We start from the raw sequence: 20,822 nt of genomic DNA on the forward strand, positions 1-20,822 counted from the left end.
TCGCGGTGTCACAGCCAGTCTCCCGTCTTGATCGTGCATGGATAGCGCCGGCTCGGGCCGCCCACGCCTTCATACAGCACCAGCCGCACCGCAAAATGGAAGCACGCATAGCGGCCGACGAAGCGACTGAGTACGTCGCCGAACAGCGCGACGTCGCCGGACCCGGCAAAACCCGACGGCTCGATACCCACGTTCACATTCACGATACGGTCGACGCGCGCCCCCACCCGTTCCGTTTCCTCATCGAGCCAAACGTGATGAATCGCGTCGATGCGTCGCCGGTTATCGTCATCTCGCCTCCAGTCGTACAACGACAGCGCGCCGCGCAGCACATTCGCGTCCATCATGTTCAGCTCGGTTGTGCCCGCGCCATTGAAGTGAGAAATCACCCGCCAGTCATAATCGCCGCCGCGCGGCGGATACAGCGGCATCGTCAGGGCCGTCAAGTTGTGCACGCGCTCGACACCATTGAAGGTCGAAGCAGGCGTGGTAACCATCGATTCACGCAGCGCCATACGCGGCAAGCGCCCGTTGTTTGCCAACACCCGGACCGTTACGTGTCCGTCCGGCAAGCTGCCCGGGTCCTCCCACAGATGCCCGCCCAACGTCACGACCATCTCGCGCTGGCCCGTTACACCCTGCCGAATCGAAGCGTGGTAGTACCGATCCGGCGACTCGTGCCGCATCATCCCGCCGCGGTGCCGGAATGCCTTGATCGATTGATACGGGTATTGCCTGGCGGTGCGCGGATCGGTCGCCACCACCGACAATACATCGTACGGCTCGACGTGCTCGCCTGCGGAGGCCGGGGCGCGCACCGGATAGTCGCGATCATGCGCATTGGGACGGATTGCCTGCGCGTCCAGTTCGAGCAGATTGATCACCGGCGTGCAGAACAACCGGATGTTGTCCGCACAGAACGTGGCGTCACCGGGGATCCGGTCTCGAATCACGATTTCGAATTCAAGACGTGTTTCGCCCGGCGGCACGCTGGCCGCGTCGAAACCGCACAAATCCACGAAGTGGAACTTTTCGGGGAATGCGAAATATTCGAGCATCGTCTGCTCGCGGTCGAGATCGACGTCGCGTACATCGAGGTCGGTCGGCCACAGTCGCGCGTGCGCGCCGAAGCCCGCCGCCTCGATCGTCATCGCCGGGCGCAGTTGTAGCTGGCCGTCTAGCAGGCGCGGCATGCGCACGCCGATCGACTCCACCTGGCGCGTGAAAACCGCGTACAGCGCCGATGCAGTCGGCCGGTCGCCATGCAGGTATAGCCGGATACGCGACAGGTCGTCCACCAACCGCTGCTCGCGGTGCAGCAGGTCGAACGCGAGCCGGATTACCGTAAGGCCGTCCTCGCGCATGCGCGCGCCCGCCTCGCGCACGTTGAGCGGTAGCAAGTGTATCGCCCGAGTGGTTCGATAGACACATATCGTCCCGTCCGGTCCGACCGGTGTCGAACGTACCTGCAACCCTGGTGGCAACGTATCGAGTATCCGCGCCTCGCCGGTGCGCGGCACGCACTCGAGGATGGTCAGCGACGGAATCGTACGGCCTGTATGCGGCCACAGATGATCGAGCAGTGGATCGGTGATTTCCGGTGCCGCGTCATCGAGCTTCATCCGCAGCCGGCTCGTGAGAAACGCGAAACCCTCGTAGGTCTGCTCGACACTGTCGTGGCGCGCGCCAGGCATCGTCATTCCCACACGGCGGGCGCCTTGTGGCTGGGACCTCGCGAACTCCTTCCCCGCCTCGCGCAGATAACGCATCTCCGCATCGAAGTAGCGCAGGTATCGATCGTCATCCGCACCGACACCGCTTCCTGCAGGCTTCGTCGGATTGTTCTTGTCTTCACTCATGGCTGGAAATCCGGTGGCAGCGGCGGCAGAAGCGGCATCGTCGGCACGGCACCCGCCTTGCCGACGACGAAAATGCGATCCGGCATGCGGAACCCGCGCAGTTTCAGCAGGTCGATCGGCCCGGCGCCGACCCGCGTACGCAATACGTACGACAACGGCTCGCTGCTCCCCGTGTTCCATGTAAGCCGATAGCGCGTGCCATCGAGCGGCTTGATGTCGGCCTCGCTCAGCAGACGCAGGAATGCCCAATCGCCGGCCGAATCAAATGCCTGTCGCAGGCCTGCGTCGCGCGTCTGCCATGTGAGCCTCGCGTGCCCGTTCAGGCCGTTGCCGGGCCATGCCAGTGGGGTCCAGCGCTCCTGCTGATTGAAATAGACGATCCGCATGCCGTCGACCGACAGTTCCGATCGCGTCACGTTCGGCGTCGGCAACGCCATCATTTCGAATTTCTGCCCCGCATCGGCCTGCGGGTAAAGCTGTACCCCAACCGTCGACAACTGCCGGACGGCGCTCAGGAACGTCGGATCAAACTGCAACGCCGGCGGTGCTAGTTCGCTGGGCGCCCAACGATCGCCGTCGAGCTTCATCACGCCGGCCAGTTGCGTCGTGATGAAGCGCGAAATCAATCCGGTATCGGGTCGTATATAGCGGCCGAACTCGGCGAAGGACGCATCGGCCTGCGTATCGAAGAACGGATAACGGCCGCTCATCGCTGCGTTGAATGGTGCGGCAACACCGGCTCGCCATGCGTCATTCAAGCTCGCGGCAGCCGGTTGCAGGATCGTCTGCCATGCGGTTTCGAGCGGCTGCGCAAACACCGTATCGCCGAAGCCCGCCCACGCCGTACCCAGGCTCGCGGCCGTGAGCGCCGCGTCGTTGCGCGCCTGGGACAATTCCGACAACTTGCCTTGAAACACGGTCTGGGCGAGCGAGCGCGCCATTACCTGAGCGTCCGGACTGCCCGCGATCTGCTGCAGCTTCAGCCGCATCGTCGTGACTGCCGTCAGGTAGCGCGACAAGCTGACACCGCTTAGCGCGATGTCGGCTGGCGTGGCGCGCTTCCCGTTTTCCGCGGCAGACGACGTGCCCGTATCGCCCATCAGCACCAGCAGTGGACCAAACGGCTTGTTGAGCGGGTTGATGACGGTCGCCCCCGCCTGTTCGTCAGCCCCGATCAGGTTCTGCGCCTTTCTCACCAGGGTGTCGGCCAGCGCCTGCGACGGCCGTCCCGCTTGCGCCTGATACTGCACGGATTTCATCAGCGCGATCAACGGGGACGTCTGCGCGTCCGCCAGTCGAGAAAGCTGTTCGATCGCGCCACCGAGGTTGGACGTCGGTTGCCACTGCAGGCTATTGAGCATGCGCTGCCATGCCGCCGTGTACTCGCCAAAATACCGGGCCGTCAATCGCTGCTTCAGTTCCTCGGCTGCGCGTTTCTCGTCGTCGATCGCCGTGGTTTGGGTCATACCGTTCGCGAGCGTATTGCCGATCCTCTGCGAAATCTGCGAGCCGGACAACACCCAGTCACCGCTGATCCGGCGTTCATGCGACGCCTTGTCGATTGCCGAGGCGACCATGCCGTCCCACGCCGCACGCGTATAGATCCCCGGGACGGTCTGTGATGCCTTGAACATTCCATGCGCATCTGCGCCATTCAGCAGCGTTTCGAGCGACGCGTCGGCGTATTTGTTTTTGACTTCGTCGAGGATACGTTGGTACACCGTGTCCTCCGCCGACGCGAGTCCCATTTGCGTGACCAGCATGTTGCGGGTCGAGGTCACGATGCGATCGTCCGTCGCTATCCGCCATTCGGGATGCGCTTTCAGGTGCTCGGCGTAGAAGCCTGCAAGCCGCCTGCCAGTATCGTCACGCTCGCCGAGCGGCATCTCGTCCGGCCGCGCCCATAGGGTGACGAGCGTACGCTTCAGAAATGCGGGCTCGGTGCGCGATGGCTCGCCGAGCATCAGATAAGTCTTGAGCGCGTTGTAGGTACTACGTCGCGTGTCCTGCGATTGCAGGCTATCGGCGCGTGCCTGATCTGCTGCCTTCAACACTTCCCCGATCGTTTGCACCACGGGCACCTGCAAGTTACGCGTCGCAGCGAGTCGGTACGGTTGCCAGAGACTGCCGAGAACATCGTCATTTCGCGACAAGCCGGCCCGCAGGTACCACGGGGCGCCATGCTGCTGCCGGTATTCGAGCCTTTCCATCAACTGTTGTAACGCCAGTTGCGCGCGCCAGGCGGCTGCGGTCTGCGGCCGCGCATCGACCGCCGCGCGCGCCGCCGCCTTCGCTTCGCGCATGAGTTGCTGGTTACCGACGAACGATGCGGTCATCCATGCGCACCACGCTATCGCCGCAATGGTCACGCCCATCGCTAGCACATCCGGCCAGTAGAATCCGACCCGCCGGCCAATGCGTCGCCGGTTGGCGATAGCGCACCACGCGGGTAGCAGTGCAGCCGGTTGCGGCGGGAACTCGATCGGGATGTTCGTCACCCTTGTGCTCGCGTCCGCGGCGATCGGCACCGGCGTCGGCATCGCCGCTGTCGCCTCAAATATGGGAACGAACATCACGCCAGCCAGCGGCGCGCGCAGCCACTGCGATGCATGAAGCGCTTGCCAGCCGGTAACGATGTGTTCGAGCCGTGTCCCGATGTATTGCGAGATTTCGGCTAGATAGCTGACCCGGGTGGGTGCTGTACATTGCTGCACGCCCGCGTCCGCCGTACCACGCTCGATCGCGGCAAGTTGATCGCGCAGGACCAGCGCCGGCTGCTCCCCCTTGTATGCCGCCCGCGGAAATGCACCGATCGCTTCGAACGTCTCGGCTCGATCGCCCTGCGCCGGCACGGCGTGCAGCAACGTGACAGGCGCGGCCCAGCCGATGTCGGCGGCCAGCGCGGCGAGTACGCGCGGCAATTCGACATCGCGCTCGTCCACGTGTGTGACGTGCACCACGCCGTCGACCGGCCGTCTGCTCCGCAGCTTACGGATCTGCCGGCGCCACACGCCCGCGTCGATGCCGTCCGGTGCTGCGTGCACGAGGATCGTATTGCCAACCGGCATCGCGCCCGCGCGCTTCAGGCCCGGCGCAACCTGATCGAGCAACGTGTCCGCGCCGTGCACCATCAGCCACGGTGAGCGGTATCGCCAGCGCCGGCCCTGCGATACCCGTAGTTCCTCGAACAGGCGTTGCAGACGGGCATCGCGTTTCAGCGGCTTCCGCATCTTTGTCGCGTCGCCGATGTCCCGCCGAAACATTCGTCCGGCGATGCCGTATGCGCCGATAAAAAACAGGCAGAGATGTATGGCGACGAAGACGATCAACGCGATGACGATGACGACCACCACCTGCATGCGCGCCCCACCGGGCGCGAGATCGAACAAGTCGCCGCGCGCCCATACAAGGCCGATCACGAAAGCCGCGACGATCAGCGCCGCAACCACCACGCCCCAGAGCGCAAGGCGTCCGGACGGCGGAGCCTCTGCAGCGCGCGCCGAGTCAAGCGATCGCAAAGTCAGTTTCGGATCGGTCATGCTGAGTGTGTCCAGGCAACGAAGTTTCCTTCCCGTGGGTACCGGGAAGCACATGAATGATGGCGGACTGCACGCCATCGACGATCAGTTGCGGCACGTCGACCGCACCGCATTCGATAGCGGCTGCGATGGAGAGCCAGCCGCTGGCATTGCCAAAATCCCCCACGATGTAGGTGAGGTCGTATTGCGCGTCGCTATTCGCAAGCGTCGCCAGGTTCGCGATGCGCAGTCCTTGGTTGCAACGCTTGACCGAACGCGTGGTCCAGGCACGCGTCACGGCATCGGAATCGGTGTCGCCCCAGATCACGGCATTCGCGAAACCGTATTCGATCTCGTCAGGCTTGCCCTCGACAGGACGATGCAGGGACGCCATCACGGGCACCCCTTCCGGTAAGCGGTAGACGCCGGCATCGAGCAGCATCGCGACACATCCCTCCGTGTTGCCGGTCGGAGGCCATTCTTCATGCCATGCCGTTGCGATTACGAGCAGCGGGCATGCGTCGCGGGTGTCGAGCCATGCGTCTGCGACCAGCAATCCTTGGGAAGCCGGTGCGGCTGACACCGCAAGCAGCGGCAGACCGGCCAATTGCAACGCATCGTGCACTTCCTGCTCGCGCAAAGCTTCTTCGCCGGGTTCGGCCAGTACGCGCACTTTCGGCCAGTGGATCGCTTCGTAATGCGTGAGTGCCTGCAAGCTCGCTGCGATTGGTTCGAGCGCTTCGGCGATCCTGTAAGCCAACTGAGTAATGGGGTGATTTGGCAGCGCATCTTCTGACGCGTCAGTTTCGCTGTCGCCGGCCTCATCGATCTTGTCGACGTCGTCAGTCTCGTCGGATATTTCCAGTGGGTCGTCAAAACGGCAATGCTCGACGACTCCCGCGCCATAGCGAGGTTGTTGGGATCGCGGCAGACGCGCGCCGGCACGGATCGCCTCGACAAGCGTCTGGCCGTTCAAAGGCAAGCAATAACCGGCGCCAAGGACTCGAAGCGGTTGTTGCGCGACACGGACGCGCTCCGCCAGCCATCGATCGCGATGGAGATTGCGGTGGTATGCGCGGTACCACATGGCCTCATAGCGTGCGCGTTCGATCGCGAACAGAAGGCCGAAAAGCCCGTTCGGGATACCAACGACGCAGAACCAGAACCAGGGGCTACCTGCCCGTTCACCCTTCGGCCAAGTCAGCAGGACAATCGCTGCTCCGGAAACCGCGCAGGCTAGCCACACGCAGAACCACCACGGCCACAAGCGTGGATGGCTCGGATAGGCGCTCGGGCGCCCCGCCTGGGAGAGGTCGACAGGCATTATTCGAAGTGAACGTTCGGTAACGACGAGAGCAATTGACAACCACATGCGCAGCGATGGCCGTCCAGCGCGAATGGCTTGTTGTCGCGATCGGGAAACTTGTCGGCGCCTTCGTCGATGACGGTCGAGCCATGCTGCTCGCAGAATGCCTCGTCGCCCTTGCGGGCAAGCGGTTTGCCCATGAATGTCGTCCATGGTGAGCCACTGGTGACTTCGCCGCCGTGTTCGAGTTTGTCGCCTTTGCGGACGGGAGATTTCATATTCATGCAGTCAGCTTAAATTAAGTCGGTTATGGCTTTTAAATTGACAATCTAGTAAAACACTTTTTAGGAGAGTTACGACTCCAATAGGTGCTAACCAGGTAACGCCGATTTTTATCCACCACAAGGTTAAAAAACCCATCCCCACACGACGGAAACCTTTCCACAAACTCATAAGATGACGAAAAAAATGTAAAAATTCTATCGACGCTATACACACCCTTCCCATCGTCCATATACGACACCCGAAAGCCCGGCCGCCCACTAAAATCGTAACTATCCACTTCGATACTCAATGGCTTTTCCGTATCAAAACTTACCATCCCGTATTTAACTCCACCGTCGCCCGACAACCTCCAAACCAAACTATCACCTTTTATTTTTACCGTCGCAACAACACCCAGAGACGGAGAAAAAGTTTCCAAAAAATCGTCGGCATACGAAAAGAAAGACGCCGCGAGCATAACCACAGCCACCGAACCCTTGATTGCCATCATAAATTACCCCAGACATCCCATGGCTTTCCGCCCCCATGCTTTCGGCAATAAAGATAATATCAGCGCAAATAAGATTGCAAAAATCACTCATTTACACACCACAAAAATATCACCGACAATTTATGCCGAATTCAACCATACAAAGAAAATCAAAAAACGAAATGACAAAAATAAATCCCTGAACACCCGCTCCCTCTCCCTATCTATCTTATACGTTCGATTCCCATAATACAGACGAAAAATAATCGAGCGCGCGTCGTTGCCAGCGATGAAAACTAGCTGTCTTTTTTGATACCCCACATCAATCGCCGCCGATTTTTCTGCTGAATAGCTTATTATATAAAGGTCACCACCTGACAACCGAATATGCTCCTGCGATACCACCTTAAATAAACCGTTTTGAGCCGCCCCTCCCACCGACTCGATTTTCGTCAGACTATCCGCTATCGGCGCTGCCTCGACGGTCAGAGAAAAATCTGTCAAAGCGCGCCAGTCGTCGGACATGCGCGGCATAGCGCCAGTTCGTTTAAGCCCGAGCCGCCCCGTATATAGAAACGGTATGTAGCACTCGTCCTTTCCCAACGCGATGGTATGCTTCACGTCGACATACTCAAAACCATTGGGAACCGCAAACGACAAATGACAATCAGCTCTCGAGACCCTCTCTGGCCCCTTGCCGCTCGCCGCACATACAAATGCCATAAATCCCAAAATGCCCAGTCCAAGAAAGATGATTGGCCTCACGACTCCTCAAATTACTAATTTGCAGTCAGAGCTTGACACCACCCCATCAACGGACTTGTAAAAATTTCAACAAATCCATACCCCATCATTCTGCCACCTTGGATCAAGACTCGCTCCAATTGGGACCATACAGTAAGCGTTTTGCAGAATTTGAAACCATGCCATCTCTCTTTATTTTTTAAAAAGGCCGGCACAGACATCGTCCGCCACCACAACACGTCGATTATTTTTTATATCCCACACTCCGGGGTAGGATGTTTCTGAACAATCCATTTCACCGGTTGGCGCCACATAGCGCCCATCGGGAGAAATAATCGATGCCCCCGCCTCACCACCACTGTTAAAAGCCGTACCCCTAAGTTCACTGAGTTTTTTTCCAGCGACATACGCCCCCTTCAAAGACACAATATTTTTGGAAGTACCGACACGCGCCACTGTCGCCAAATATGAAAATGGCTGCACATCAACGAAATCAAGTGCAACGTAAATTCCCTTCGATATATTTATATCTGACAGCACGCCAACGCGCGGCGGGATCGAAAGAACGTGAACAGCTATTCCGGTTTGACACCGATCCAACTGACGCTTATCAACGTAAGTCGTCTCAGAAAGCATGACAGCGGATTTATCGAAACTCTCAATCGCGTAGCGCGGCCTCCTATCAAGTGAACATATTTTTGAATCACCTATTTTCAGCGAGGCCCCGGCTACCTCATAAGTGCTATCAGCATAAACACGACCGCCAATAGAAGCCAGCACGAGTGCAAGCAAATTTCGCCGAAGTTTACGCACTTTTACCTTCATTATAAAATCACCATCTTTACAAAACGCGTAAACTCCAACCGACGCTCCCAATCTGTATAGCCGCCGTTAATAGCATACGTAACGTCGCGCGATATTGCCTGCTCTTTTTGTCGATCGTTTTTCGAAATTACCACCGCAGGGAAGTCGCGATCGATATTTCTAACCACTTCCGGCCGCTCAAATATCATGTAAAACCCTCCACTATCCATACTGTTATCAGGAAGAGCAACGTCATGAGGCCTATCAATTACTGCAGGAATCTTCGTCATACCACTGCGATTTCCTGCACGAAATGCTGAATCGGTCCACCACGATTCGGTAAAGGACGTGCTCGAAATCCACCCCCTGAATACCCAATAACTGGCATAATTACTTCGTCCAGTCAATTGCTTGAAACCTCTTCCACGAAACTTCTGTGAATCGTCCCGATCACAGTTGCCATTCCGCCAGTCGTACGAGCTCGCGATGCGCGCACCTTTACTGTTAAATTTTTCCGACCGATACCAAGCATCATCCTCACCAGAATTCTGACCATACCAATGCCCCAATGTCGATTCCGGCACTTTCGATGCCGGATTGATAAATTGACCATGGAACTTTCCATCCTTAACTTTTCCGAGCATGCTTGTTTCCTGCATAGATGCCAAGCAATTGCTCTCAATAGCACCTTGACCAATAAAATGGGACAACCGGGTCAGTGATGTCAGCCCATACTTTCTCGTCGCCTTATTTAATGGCCCCAAATAAGTATCTCGCAATTGATTCGGAGTTGGCAGCTGATCCTGGCGATAGCGGTTATCTGCATAGATATTTTTGAATTCACTCCTATCAATCCATCCGCACTTCCTGAAATGCCGAATAAACTCAAGCGGATGAAAAAACCACAACTTCTGCCCCGCCGGAAGCCCCGTTTTGTCCCAAAACTGAACCTCCTTCAGATACTTCATGAAATCGTTGTAGCCTTTGTCATTTCCGTGATAATAGCCCCCCTCGTCAAGCAGACGCGCATAGCGCTCCTCGTTGTTCGTACTGTCCCATTCACTCGGCGCGTTGCAGACGAGCCCGCGCAACTGCTGCCGTACCTGGGCGTTGCCTTGTACATACCCTGAAAGCGCTCTCGCCTTGTGAGCTTCCGGCGTTTCATCCTTCACCGCCGGTACCTCGTACGGAGCGGCATCGCCCAGTATTTCCTTCAACGCAGCCACATCGCACATGCCATCACTGTCGAACGGCGTGCTTCCTTCACTGATTTTCTGCCAGCCCATGAATGACAGGAAATCCGCGTCGGAGAACTTCTGGATACTCGGGTCATTGATATCGATGTAGCCTGCCTTACCCGCCGCCCAATTGACCTGCATCCACGTCGTGCGCGCATCTGCCGCCAGTGTTTGAGACGGCGACAGGATGCGACCGAAACGCAGCAGTTCGTAGCCGTCGCTCGGACATGACGAATAAAGCGCCGTCGCACGCTTGTACAGGTCGTATTCGTAATCCTTTTCCTCGACGGGTTGCGGCGTAAGCAGCGTGCGGGTGCCGTCTTGCGCCATACTCCAGACCTTGGTGTATTTCGAACCGACGCTGAAGTAGGTCTCGACAAGCAACGGCAACGTATTCGAACCCTCGTGACCCGGCTTGAACTCAATCCCGTGCAACTTGTTTCGAGCATCGGCCTTCTCAGGCAAACGACGAAAGTTGCCGCCTGCCGGAATGACGAAATACGCGTGCCCCCACCAGTCCGTTCCATTCGGCGAAGTGGGTGCGCTGTTACCCAGCTGTGTGCTCCCGAAGTAGGCGTCGAAATCGTCCGGCAACATGAAGATTTCGAAATGCAAGTGCGGCATATACTCATATTGGCCGCGCCATCCGAGTACATCCTTGCGCCGGACCTTCTTGCCCTCTCCTGAAGCAGCCGGCGTCACCTGCCCCTTGCTGACCGGGCCAGTCGGCACGCGCAAGAATTCCGGCAAACGCTTTTTGTCTGCGCCGTGCCCCTCATATTCCACCAGCGGCAACAGATGCATATAAAGTGAGTAGAAGACCAGCGTGCGGCCTTCCCCCGTCTCGGTCGTGTGCTTGAGCAACACGAAGCCGATATGGCTCGCACCGCTGTCAACCGCATGCTGGCAAACTCGATAGGCAACGACTTCCCCGTCGGCGATCGCGTACACCTCGCCCTTCTCATCGGGCTGAAGATGCATGCCGCAATGCCAACGCCGATCGAAGGCGATCGGATAGATGCCGTGATCGCATTCGCGCTCGTCTACGGCATCCATCATCGGATCGGGGTTCGTCCCGGTCGGGGCCGCAAGGCCGGCTTTGGGCAAAAAAGGTGGGCTGATGATCATGTCGTTATCGTGTGTGGCTGTATCTGGGGCTGGGCGAGTAGTCGCTCACCGGCAGTTGCGGCAAATTGACGGATGTATGGCGCGGCCCTTCGAACACGAACGAGGCAGCGCGGATACGAAATTCACCCGGACAAGTGAAAACGACATTGCCGCGTTCGATGGACATCGACGCGCCGCCGCACGCCACCATCGCCCTTGTCTTGGCGCTCACGAGCACATTCGCGCCGGCGCTCGACACGTGCAATTGCTCGTCGGAGAAGAGATCCATCGAAGCGCCTTGCGCCTGAAGCTCGATCTTTCCTTTCGAAAAAATCTTGATGCCGAGCTTGTGCGCACACAGCGAGATCAGGTCACCCGCCACCATGCGCAATCGCTTCACGATGCTCACGTCCATGTCCCGGCCTGCGGTAACGATCACGTTCTCGCCCGTCGATTGCTGCAGTGATTTCGGTGTCACGAATGCGATGCCGCCGGGAGCACTCGCAAGCAGCCCCGCGTCGCGAAGCTGATCGAGGCCATCGAGCAGCGCCGCCTGCGTCGCGCGGTCCGCAGGGTCAGCCTTGGCTTGCGTCGTCGCGGCCGCGAGGTCCATTACGCGCTGCAATGCTGTCTTGAGTTGCGCGATAGCGGCGGGCATGTCGAGATGCGGTGTCTCGGATCCACCTGCTGCGTCTGCCGAAACGAACAGCCCCTTCGACGCGCGCAACGTGCCCCAGTTCTGCGTGGTCAATTCGAAGCCCTGGCCGCGCTTGTTCTTGTCCCCGTCGACCAGATGGCCCATGTTGAGCGACGACTGCCCGAACACCGTCGCCAACCGGATACCCTCGTGGTCTTTCAGATCCTCGAAGCGCAACTTGTTGCCGAGCAAGGGCGAGCGGAATACGGTGCGGCTGTACCACCCTTCCTTGCCGTGGACGAGGTCGCGACGCGCATGGTCATGCAGCGCCCCTGCGATCAGCAGGCGGTCGCAATTTCCCTGGGTCGCGACGACGCGTACTTCGGACCGCGGCAGCAAGGGGATGTGCAGGCCGCCCTGATACGACGCCGACGTACGCAGCACACGCAACGGCATGCTGTTCGTGCCGCGCTTGCCGCTGTGCCGGGTGAACAGGAGCCTGACGCGATAGCGGCCATATTCGTCCATCCATGCGTACGGCTCGTCATCGCCGGACTCGACCACACCGATCAGCATGCCGGCGATCCATCGCCAATGCTTTTCAGGAACGTATTCGGGCCGGTAGGTCTGATGTGCTGGGATCGCTTCGAAGGTGTTGACCACCGACTGGCTCCGGCTACCGGTCGTGACGAGCTTCGTGATCACCATCCCGTGCGGCGCCTCGTGCACCTCGTCATTGGTGATCCGCACCACCATGCCAGGCGTCATGCCGATGACGTTACTCGTGCCCTTGAGTCGCATTTGCCGCGTGAGCAGTTCGTCACGCCGCGCGTCAGCCAGCGCCTGCCCTTCCTCGACCGAATGGAAATGCTCGACGCTGCGGTTCACGCTCCCGTATACCGAGCGATCGTCATAGGCCACGATCGATTCGACCTGCAGCGGATCGTCAGGTATGCGGTAGTTGCGATCCCATTCGCGAACCGTCTGCGGCACCAGCGCGCGCGTGACTTCCAGCGTCAGAATCGCCTCGTGCCAGCTCGTCAGACCGGAATGCGGCATCACCGGCACCTCGAGCGCTCGCATATAGCCTCGAGGCGTATTGCCGAACACCAACGTGTCGCGTTGCGGGCCGTCCTCCTTCTTCGCCTGCTTGAAGTAGTAATAGACTCCCACGCGCCGGCAGTGCCGGTCGATAAAGTTCGCGACCGTCTCTTCGTACATCACGGTTTGCTCGAACTTCCCGTCGAGCCCTTCCAGCTCGAACTCGACGTCGAAGGATTGGAACAAGTCGCGATCGATGATCATGTCGCTCAGCAACTCGCGAAACGACCTGTCCAGCAATACGGCCGAATCGTGCACCTCTTCAAGCAGCGAGAAGCGCGGCTTCAGATGGACTTGGTAGGTTGCTTCGTCGCGAGACGTTTTGACGCGAGTCCATTGCGTTACGACGCCGTGCACGGTACGCGCCGCATGCCGAACCGGATCGATCACAGCCGCCATCGAGGGCACGGAAGCGTACTCCTCGATCGTGAAGACTGCCGGCTGGCCCACAATCGTCGCACCGTCGATCCGCTTGTCCTGCGAGGTCACGATGATGTCCGCGAGGAATCGCGTATTCATTTCCTCGGTCAGAACGAATGACAGAACGGAGACCGACGCATCGAGCGCCGCGATCTCGAGATGCAGCGGTTGGGTAACGACCGAATTGGGGTGTTTCAGTACATCCTGAATGGTTCGCATGGTTGCCGTTGAACGAGAGGTTTTACACCGGCACGTTCTCCCATTCACGCATTCAGGGACGCAGTGCCACAACGCTCTCGCCAGTGAAGCATGGGTTCACGAGGATGAACACACACCGGTCACAGATCTGGCAGTTCGGAACTTTTACAGAATCAAATCAATCACTTATTTATTTTATAAATTTTTATTTACTTTTAATTAGCTTTCTATTTTTTCTTATCTCTTATTACCTCAAACCGCGATCCCCAAAAGCATCGCTAAAATCAAAAAACTGAATAGGAAATATAGGTCATCATGGGATACAAAAAGGGCTCTCGGCCATCATACGAGAAAGCCAATTCTATCGAAATGAAAGTAGATTTCATAAATCATGATATCCCACAAAATCCCCTATAAATCCTCGACATGCCGAACGATATCAATCCATCTATCTGATACATAACCGAATTTCGAAATGTAGAAAATTGTCACACCCCAACGTCGGCGCGACATCGGTGACGGAGGAATGTCGCGCCTTACATATCTACTTTCCGACTTTACGACTCGACATCCTCCAGACTGAACACTTCCGTCTTGTCGTTGTACGAAAAAACCTCCCCGTACCGCCCCCAGTCGATCACCGCATCGAGCGTTTCCTCCGCCGCTTCGTCGGACAGGAAATCCTCCAGCTCCTGCTCGAAGCGCACGCGCGGCGCACGGTGGCCCGGGCGCTCGTTCAGCACCTTCCGGATCCGCGCAGCAAGCGGCACATGTTTCAGCAGGTGATCCGCGAACATCAGCTTGCGCTCCTGCGTGCCGAATTCCGCGAACACGCGCGCGGGCGGCGTCAGGAACACGTCACCTTCGCGCACGTCCGCGAAGCCGAGGTGCTGCAGCACTTCCGCGATCGGAAACAGTTCGTCGACTTCCAGATGCAGCGAACGCGCGATTTCCGGCATGTCCGCACGACCGTGGTACGGCGCCATCGCGAGCGTCTCGATCAAGCCGGCCATCAGGTTGGTCGACACGCGCGGCATCCAGCTACCCAGTTCCAGCCCCTTCTTCGTCGCTTCGCCGGTCCGACGCGCGGTCATCTTCGCGTAGATGTCGTCGACGAGCTTGCGGAAATCGGTGTCGAGCCGGTTGCGCGGATGCTTGAACGGCACCTTGATCTCGGCGATCACGCGGCCCGGGTTCGACGACAGCACGAGAATGCGATCGCACATGAACACCGCTTCCTCGATGTTGTGCGTGACGATCAGCACCGACTTGATCGGCATGCGGCCTTGCGTCCACAGATCGAGCAAATCGGTACGCAGCGTTTCGGCGGTCAGCACGTCGAGTGCGGAGAACGGCTCGTCCATCAGCAGAATGGTCGGATCGACGACCAGTGCGCGTGCAAAACCGACGCGCTGACGCATGCCGCCCGACAGTTCTCGCGGGTACGCGTTCTCGAAGCCGTCGAGACCGATCAGGTCGATCGCGGCCAGCGCGCGTTCGCGCCGCTCGCGCGCGCCGACGCCGAGCGCCTCCAACCCGGCTTCCACGTTCTGCAACACGGTGAGCCACGGGAACAGCGCGAAGGTCTGGAACACCATCGCGACGCCTTCGGCCGGGCCGCGCAGCGGCTTGCCGAGGTAGGTCACCTCGCCACCGGTCGGCTCGATCAGGCCGGCGATGATGCGCAACAACGTGGATTTTCCGGACCCCGACCGGCCGAGCAGACCGACGATCTCGCCTTCGCGCAGCGACAGGTTCGCGTCGTCGAGCACGAGCAGTTCGCCCTGCGACTTGCTGAAGCCGCGGTTCACGTGCTCGACGCGCAGGATTTCTTCGCCGAGCCGCGGCGGCTGCAGCGGTTGAGACGTCTTGACGGGGGCGTTGACAACGGTCGAATTTTGCATCGCGCTTACTCTCAATCGAGACGGAGCCGGGATTCCGCATAGGCGTACATCGGACGCCACAGCAGGCGGTTGAACAAGGTAACGAACAGGGACATCACGGCGATGCCCAGGATGATCTTCGGGAAATCCCCGGCGGCGGTGGTCTGCGCGATATACGCGCCGAGGCCGTGCGCGACGACCTTCGTGTCGCCCCACTGCACGAACTCCGACACGATGCTCGCGTTCCACGCACCGCCCGACGCGGTGATCGCGCCCGTCACGTAGTACGGGAAGATGCCGGGCAGCATCGCCTGGCGCCACCACTGCCAGCCGCGGATGCGGAAATTCTTCGTCGCTTCCTTGTAATCGTTCGGATAGGACATCGCGCCCGCGATCACGTTGAACAGGATGTACCACTGCGTGCCGAGCACGATCAGCGGCGACAGCCAGATGTCCGCGTTCAGGTGGAAATGGACGATGACGATCACGAACACCGGAAACAGCAGGTTCGCCGGGAACGCGGCGAGGAACTGCGCGAGCGGCTGGATCTTCTCGGCCAGCTTCGGGCGCAGCCCGATCAGCACGCCGAGCGGCACCCAGATCACCGATGCGATCGCGATCAGCACCAGCACGCGCAGCAGCGTGATGAGCCCGAGCACGAGCACGTGGCCGACTTCGGCCATCGTCACGCCAGTCGCGACGAAGCTGACGACGCGCCATGCGACGTATGCCGTCAGCAGGATCACGAACGCGGCCCACACGATGTCGCCGATGCGCGACGAACGGCGCGCCGATGCGCCGCGAGCGCGCGTGCCCGCTAGCGACGGCACGCGCAGCGGAATCCGCGCGGCCTGCGACAGCAGCCAGCCGGCCGGCACGAGCAACTGATGGATCAGATGCGTGCGGCGCATCATGTCGAGCAGCCACGACTGCGGCGCATCGCCCGACGCGGTGTTCTCCATCCGGAACTTGTCGGCCCACGCGACGAGCGGGCGGAACAGGAACTGGTCGTAGGCAAGGATCACGACCGACATCGCGACGATCACCCAGCCGACCGCGCCGAGATTCTTGTCGGAGATCGCCTGCGCGAGATACGCGCCGATGCCCGGCAGCGTGATCGTCTGGTTGCCGACCGTGATCGCCTCCGACGCGACGACGAAGAACCAGCCACCCGACATCGACATCATCATGTTCCAGATCAGGCCCGGCATCGAGAACGGCACTTCGAGCTTCCAGAAGCGCTGCCAGGACGTCAGGTGGAAGCCGCGCGACACTTCGCTCAGGTCGCGCGGCACCGTGCGCAGCGACTGGTAGAAGCTGAACGTCATGTTCCATGCCTGGCTCGTGAAGATCGCGAAGATCGCGGCCAGCTCCGCACCGAGCACGCGGCCCGGAAACAGCGCGAGGAAGAACGTGACCGTAAACGAGATGTAGCCGAGCACCGGCACCGACTGCAGGATGTCGAGGATCGGGATCAGCACCATGCCCGCGCGGCGGCTTTTCGCGGCGAGCGTGCCGTAGACGAGCGTGAACGCGAGCGACGCGACCATCGCGGCGAGCATCCGCAGCGTGGTGCGCAACGCGTATTCGGGCAGGTTCGATGGATCGAGCGAGATCTTCTGCGTCTGCAGCACGCCGATCGGCGCCATCGTCTCGTGAAAGCCGACGATCGCCATCGCGAGCATGCCGATGATCAACGGAAACGCGACCGCGTCCCAGCGGTTGGGCAGCACGCGCCACGCCGACGCGTTGGCGGTGCGATTCGGATCGAAGAAACGGATATCCATCGGTAGCGTCTTGTGTCTTGTGTTGAATTAAAAATCGATGGGTCCGGACGCATGCCGCGCAGCCCGCTCGCAGCCGCGGGGCGAATCAGGACAGCCCGTGCAGTGCGAACGGCAGCGCCGAGCCTTCCTTGACGAAGCGTAGATCGACGGCGAGATGAGTGCCGGCATCGACGATGCCGCCGGCAATGATCGAAGAAAACAGCGCGAAGCTGGCGGGGCGCATGCGGTGACCGACCGCACCGCCCGTTTCCGTTGCCGCGAGGTTCGGCATGAAGGGCTCCGGAGAGGGTATTCGGAGTGGGAGGCTATCGGGCGGCCGTGACGCAAATGTGACATGTCACTTACAGGACATTGACGGGTCATCCGGCGGGCGTCGCGCATCGCGCCATCGGCCGCGCGCACGGGGATTCGATCTCGCAACGCGCGGGAATAAATCCGCCGCTTCGCCGGTATCGCATGCGAAGGCGCCGGCTTATTCCAGGACGATCCGGCCGTCCGGTTTCGTCACACGAATGCGAGGCTTACATGTCTTCATCGACCCCCACCCGCCCGTCGCGCCGCAAGGCCTTGCAATGCATGGCCTTCGGCGGCCTCGGCACGCTGTTTACGCTGTCGGGCGGCATCCTCACGCCGTTCGACCTCGCGCTCGCGCAGACCGGCGACGCGCGCCCGGCCGACGCGGGGCGGCCGCTGTTCGTGCAGATCAGCGATACGCACATCGGTTTCAACAAGGACGCGAATCCCGACGTGTCGGCCACGCTGAAGCAGACGATCGATCTCGTCAACGGGATGCCTGCGCTGCCCGCGCTGGCGATCCACACCGGCGACATCACGCATCTGTCCAAGCCCGAGGAATTCGACCACGCGTCGCAGTTGCTGTCCGCACTGCGCGTGCCGGAACTGCACACGGTGCCCGGCGAGCACGACGTCACCGACGGTTCGGGTGCCGAATATTTCGGCCGGTTCGGCAAGGCGTCGGACAACCGCGGCTATTACAGCTTCGATCACGCGGGCGTGCACTTCATCGGGCTCGTCAACGTGATGCACTTCAAGCCGAACGGGCTCGGCAGCTTCGGCGACGAACAGCTCGCGTGGCTCGCGCAGGACCTGAGAGGCCGCTCGTCGAGCACGCCGATCGTCGTGTTCTCGCACATGCCGATGTGGACCATCTACGAACCATGGGGCTGGGGCACCGGCGACGCGCCGCAGACGATGGCGCTGCTGCGCCGCTTCGGCTCGGTCACCGTGCTGAACGGGCACATCCATCAGATCGTGTCGAAGGTCGAGGGCAACGTGACGTTCCATACCGCCCGCTCGACCGCGTTCCCGCAGCCGACGGCCGGCAACGGGCCGGGCCCCGTGCCGCTCACGGTGCCGCACGACCGGCTGCCGTCGATGCTCGGCGTGACGACCGTCGAGTTCGCCGGCCATCCGGTCGCGTCGTCGCTGCACGATGCGACGCTCGCGTGACAAAAATAAGGAGACCGACATGATCCGCTTCAAGCCATCTCCAATCATCGCCGTGCTGATGCTGTTCGGCGCGGCTGCCGGTACGCCGCTGGCCGCGTTCGCGCAGGGCCCGAACGGCCCGCTCGTGACAATCCGCAATTTCATGTTCTCGCCGATGTCGACCACGATCAAGGCCGGCACGACGATCACGTGGAAGAACCTCGACGCGGAGCCGCATACCGTCGTCAACGACGCCGGCATCTTCCATTCGAAGGCGCTCGACCAGGACGAGACGTATTCGTTCCGCTTCGACAAGCCGGGCGTCTACAAGGTGTTCTGCGGAATTCATCCGTATATGAAGGAGACGATCACCGTCGAATGACGCGGCTCGCCACGAAGCGCGCGGGCGAACGACGGGCGGCTGCCGCCTCCAACGACCGTCGTCCCCTTCGCCCGCGACCCACACGGAGCGGCCCACGATTCCCGCATTTTCCGGTCGATCGATGTTCGTCGCGGGCGGGCCTTGCATGCAGGCTCACTGCCCCGCCGCGCGCAAGTCCGGCGCGGTGCCCGCGACGACCGGACACGACTGCGGCAATGCGTGCCCGAACAGCACGGCCAGCCCGCACGCGGACGTGAACATGCCGAGACCGTCATGCCCGACACCCGGCACTTCGACGACCTGCTGCGCGAGATCGCCCGGATGCCGCTTTTTCAGGTAATCGAAATAGGCGAGCCCGCGCGCCAGCCGGTACGGCCCCTGCGCCATCGCCGCGCATGAACGGTCGATGAAATGCGTATAGGGATTCGTGTCGGCCTGCCCGAGCAGGTACACGACATGACGCGCGACGTAGCGCGTTTCGAGATCGCGCACGTCCTGCGACGCAACGTAAGGCGGCGCCGACTTCAGCCCGTACTTCCATTCGGTCGCGCGCGGGCATACGCCGCCGGCAAGTGCATCGGCATTCGGTCGCGCGTCGTCGAAATACAGGTAACTCGACGGGTTCGCGACCACATAGCGTATGGCGATGCCGGCTCGCGCGAGCGCGTCGCCTTCGCGACCGGCCACTGCGTAACGCTGCAGCAACTGCGCACCGGCGGAGTGGCCGATCACGACGACCGTCGTCAGCGACGGGTACAGGCTGCGGTCGGTGAAATGCGCGAGCAGCGCGTCGAGCGCGGCAAACGAGCTGATCGGCGCCGGCTGGCGCGCGGGTTCGCCGCCCTTCCATCCTTCCTGCGTCCACGCGAGCGTCGATGCGGGTAGCGAAAACGCGCGCACGTCGGCGCGTGTCAGGAATTGCGGCGCGACGACCATCGTGCCCGCGCCCGCCGCACCGGCCTTTTCGACGACTGTGCGCCCCGATGCGTAGTACGCGTCGGCATTACGCAGCGTGCCGTGAATCACGATGAACACGCGCGTGACGTCGGGCGCGGCCCGGTCGAGCGGATGATCGGCGTAGACCGGCAGCATCGCGCTCCCCTGCGGCGTATCGACGGCCACGCGCTGGTCGGCGACGGCCTTGACCGGCGCTTCGAGACGTTCGCGCTGCGCGGGCGTGGCGGCTTCGGCCTGCAGCGCGCCGGCCAGCGTGCCGGCGGCGGCGCAGGCGACCGCGAGCGGGACGGCGTATGACAAGGCGCGCGCGGCCGGCAGCGCACACGAGCGTCGGAGACTGGCAAACGCGACGGAAAGGACGGACATGGCGGCGGCTCGGGAGGCAGATATGACTTGAACGGCGATGGTCGCAGAATCCGTCGCGCGCCGCCGGGCCGTTGCGAACAACCGATCAGCCGGCCGGTTGCGCACCGCGTTCCGCGTCGATGCACCGTTGGCCGGAGCGGCTCGCGCGCGGCGGTATGAGATTGCCGACAAGACGAACTAAAACTAGCGAGTTCATCGAGAGCGGTTCACGGCGCGGCCCATGCGACCCCAAGATTACGATTCCCTATCAACCCCATTGCCGACAGTGCTTTCAAACATATCGTCAAAATACGATATAAGATTCGCCCATCG

The 20,822-nt window shown here is 60.6% G+C and carries 15 protein-coding genes; 2 read left to right on the plus strand and 13 right to left on the minus strand.

What is annotated here, in order from left to right; translation table 11 throughout:
* Positions 1-8 precede the first annotated feature (8 nt).
* The 12 genes from tssF to GJG85_RS20710 all read right to left on the minus strand — a co-directional run bounded on the left by tssF (position 9) and on the right by GJG85_RS20710 (position 17,627).
* Entirely contained in the window at positions 9-1,859 is a 1,851-nt protein-coding gene (tssF, locus tag GJG85_RS20655) for a type VI secretion system baseplate subunit TssF (RefSeq protein WP_204384344.1), read from the minus strand.
* The gene (locus GJG85_RS20660; RefSeq protein WP_204384346.1) at positions 1,856-5,398 is read right to left on the minus strand and encodes an ImcF-related family protein; all 3,543 of its coding nucleotides are present in this window, start codon (positions 5,396-5,398) and stop codon (positions 1,856-1,858) included. The genes tssF and GJG85_RS20660 overlap by 4 nt, the downstream gene beginning before the upstream one ends.
* Entirely contained in the window at positions 5,364-6,701 is a 1,338-nt protein-coding gene (locus GJG85_RS20665) for a hypothetical protein (protein ID WP_204384348.1), read from the minus strand. The genes GJG85_RS20660 and GJG85_RS20665 overlap by 35 nt, the downstream gene beginning before the upstream one ends.
* Positions 6,701-6,961, minus strand: coding sequence for a PAAR domain-containing protein (locus GJG85_RS20670; protein WP_050012008.1), 261 nt, complete (start codon positions 6,959-6,961; stop codon positions 6,701-6,703). The genes GJG85_RS20665 and GJG85_RS20670 overlap by 1 nt, the downstream gene beginning before the upstream one ends.
* Before the next feature lie 38 nt (positions 6,962-6,999).
* Entirely contained in the window at positions 7,000-7,458 is a 459-nt protein-coding gene (locus tag GJG85_RS20675) for a hypothetical protein (protein WP_204384350.1), read from the minus strand.
* A gap of 120 nt (positions 7,459-7,578) precedes the next feature.
* Positions 7,579-8,058 carry a hypothetical protein gene (locus GJG85_RS20680; protein ID WP_204384352.1) on the minus strand — a complete coding sequence of 160 codons (480 nt, stop codon included), beginning with the start codon at positions 8,056-8,058 and terminating at the stop codon, positions 7,579-7,581.
* A 315-nt stretch (positions 8,059-8,373) separates the two neighbouring features.
* Positions 8,374-9,006: a hypothetical protein gene (locus tag GJG85_RS20685; RefSeq protein WP_204384354.1), complete on the minus strand. Its 633-nt coding sequence runs from the start codon at positions 9,004-9,006 to the stop codon at positions 8,374-8,376.
* Complete coding sequence (locus tag GJG85_RS20690) at positions 9,006-11,351, minus strand: M23 family metallopeptidase (protein WP_204384356.1); 2,346 nt, start codon at positions 11,349-11,351, stop codon at positions 9,006-9,008. The genes GJG85_RS20685 and GJG85_RS20690 overlap by 1 nt, the downstream gene beginning before the upstream one ends.
* Before the next feature lie 4 nt (positions 11,352-11,355).
* Positions 11,356-13,707 carry a type VI secretion system tip protein VgrG gene (locus GJG85_RS20695; protein ID WP_204384358.1) on the minus strand — a complete coding sequence of 784 codons (2,352 nt, stop codon included), beginning with the start codon at positions 13,705-13,707 and terminating at the stop codon, positions 11,356-11,358.
* A gap of 536 nt (positions 13,708-14,243) precedes the next feature.
* Entirely contained in the window at positions 14,244-15,590 is a 1,347-nt protein-coding gene (locus tag GJG85_RS20700; protein ID WP_060733366.1) for a nitrate/sulfonate/bicarbonate ABC transporter ATP-binding protein, read from the minus strand.
* 11 nt (positions 15,591-15,601) lie between these two features.
* A complete protein-coding gene (locus tag GJG85_RS20705) occupies positions 15,602-17,356 on the minus strand; it encodes an ABC transporter permease subunit (RefSeq protein WP_089489517.1) in 1,755 nt (584 codons plus the stop codon).
* Between the two features lie 85 nt (positions 17,357-17,441).
* The gene (locus GJG85_RS20710) at positions 17,442-17,627 is read right to left on the minus strand and encodes a hypothetical protein (protein ID WP_050017457.1); all 186 of its coding nucleotides are present in this window, start codon (positions 17,625-17,627) and stop codon (positions 17,442-17,444) included.
* A 254-nt stretch (positions 17,628-17,881) separates the two neighbouring features.
* Here GJG85_RS20710 and GJG85_RS20715 point away from each other — a divergent pair, with 254 nt between their 5' ends.
* Both GJG85_RS20715 and GJG85_RS20720 read left to right on the plus strand, forming a co-directional pair.
* The gene (locus GJG85_RS20715) at positions 17,882-18,826 is read left to right on the plus strand and encodes a metallophosphoesterase (protein WP_124555958.1); all 945 of its coding nucleotides are present in this window, start codon (positions 17,882-17,884) and stop codon (positions 18,824-18,826) included.
* A 19-nt stretch (positions 18,827-18,845) separates the two neighbouring features.
* The gene (locus GJG85_RS20720) at positions 18,846-19,187 is read left to right on the plus strand and encodes a cupredoxin family copper-binding protein (RefSeq protein WP_050017455.1); all 342 of its coding nucleotides are present in this window, start codon (positions 18,846-18,848) and stop codon (positions 19,185-19,187) included.
* Between the two features lie 153 nt (positions 19,188-19,340).
* On the opposite strand, the gene GJG85_RS20725 is transcribed toward GJG85_RS20720, so the two are convergent.
* Positions 19,341-20,510, minus strand: a complete 1,170-nt coding sequence (locus tag GJG85_RS20725) for a hypothetical protein (RefSeq protein WP_089489520.1) — start codon at positions 20,508-20,510, stop codon at positions 19,341-19,343.
* Positions 20,511-20,822 lie beyond the last annotated feature (312 nt).

Origin of the sequence: Burkholderia sp. MS389, from assembly GCF_016899425.1 — a bacterium.
GTDB lineage: Bacteria > Pseudomonadota > Gammaproteobacteria > Burkholderiales > Burkholderiaceae > Burkholderia > Burkholderia sola.

Excerpts from the sequence above, each read along its gene's own strand:
- GJG85_RS20710 (WP_050017457.1), bottom strand. The coding sequence starts at position 17,627 with ATGCCGAACCTCGCGGCAACGGAAACGGGCGGTGCGGTCGGTCACCGC.
- GJG85_RS20660 (WP_204384346.1), bottom strand. The coding sequence starts at position 5,398 with ATGACCGATCCGAAACTGACTTTGCGATCGCTTGACTCGGCGCGCGCT.
- GJG85_RS20725 (WP_089489520.1), bottom strand. The coding sequence starts at position 20,510 with ATGTCCGTCCTTTCCGTCGCGTTTGCCAGTCTCCGACGCTCGTGTGCG.
- GJG85_RS20720 (WP_050017455.1), top strand. The coding sequence starts at position 18,846 with ATGATCCGCTTCAAGCCATCTCCAATCATCGCCGTGCTGATGCTGTTC.
- GJG85_RS20690 (WP_204384356.1), bottom strand. The coding sequence starts at position 11,351 with ATGATCATCAGCCCACCTTTTTTGCCCAAAGCCGGCCTTGCGGCCCCG.
- GJG85_RS20665 (WP_204384348.1), bottom strand. The coding sequence starts at position 6,701 with ATGCCTGTCGACCTCTCCCAGGCGGGGCGCCCGAGCGCCTATCCGAGC.
- tssF (WP_204384344.1), bottom strand. The coding sequence starts at position 1,859 with ATGAGTGAAGACAAGAACAATCCGACGAAGCCTGCAGGAAGCGGTGTC.
- GJG85_RS20715 (WP_124555958.1), top strand. The coding sequence starts at position 17,882 with ATGTCTTCATCGACCCCCACCCGCCCGTCGCGCCGCAAGGCCTTGCAA.
- GJG85_RS20695 (WP_204384358.1), bottom strand. The coding sequence starts at position 13,707 with ATGCGAACCATTCAGGATGTACTGAAACACCCCAATTCGGTCGTTACC.
- GJG85_RS20675 (WP_204384350.1), bottom strand. The coding sequence starts at position 7,458 with ATGATGGCAATCAAGGGTTCGGTGGCTGTGGTTATGCTCGCGGCGTCT.
- GJG85_RS20700 (WP_060733366.1), bottom strand. The coding sequence starts at position 15,590 with ATGCAAAATTCGACCGTTGTCAACGCCCCCGTCAAGACGTCTCAACCG.
- GJG85_RS20685 (WP_204384354.1), bottom strand. The coding sequence starts at position 9,006 with ATGAAGGTAAAAGTGCGTAAACTTCGGCGAAATTTGCTTGCACTCGTG.
- GJG85_RS20670 (WP_050012008.1), bottom strand. The coding sequence starts at position 6,961 with ATGAAATCTCCCGTCCGCAAAGGCGACAAACTCGAACACGGCGGCGAA.
- GJG85_RS20705 (WP_089489517.1), bottom strand. The coding sequence starts at position 17,356 with ATGGATATCCGTTTCTTCGATCCGAATCGCACCGCCAACGCGTCGGCG.